Below are 407 nucleotides of genomic sequence, written 5' to 3' on the forward strand. Positions count from 1 at the left end.
ACATAAGACAATCCGCTTAGTGCTATAAACAACCCCGCTAAAAATGCCAAAATTAACATTTTATTTAACTTATAACCGGCCTTTCCCTCTCCAATCTTATACAACGATTCCAACAATTCTGATTTTCCTATAACTCCCATAATGTCCTCCTATCTTTATAAAAAAATAGAAACTTATCAAAAGTCGATAGTATAAAAATTATTTTTTCCTAAAATAAGATCTGATAGTTTCTATGATATTCATAATCATATCTACTTTATCAATCATAATATCGACATTTTCTCTAATATCCATTGTAGTATCTACAACTTGTTCTGCTACAAATCTTGTAGATACATTAATATCTTCGGTAATATCTTTTACATTTTCAAGTGTCAAATTTACATTTTCAATACTCTCTGTTATAT

1 protein-coding gene is annotated in these 407 nt (G+C 27.8%); it reads right to left on the reverse strand.

The features are described from left to right. Positions 1 to 198: 198 nt before the first annotated feature. A partial coding sequence (locus EII23_RS12480; protein ID WP_221620431.1) for a hypothetical protein occupies positions 199 to 407 on the reverse strand: 209 nt, incomplete at its 5' end.

Source organism: Desulfovibrio sp. OH1186_COT-070 (assembly GCF_003860215.1).
In the GTDB taxonomy this organism is placed as follows: domain Bacteria; phylum Desulfobacterota; class Desulfovibrionia; order Desulfovibrionales; family Desulfovibrionaceae; genus Desulfovibrio.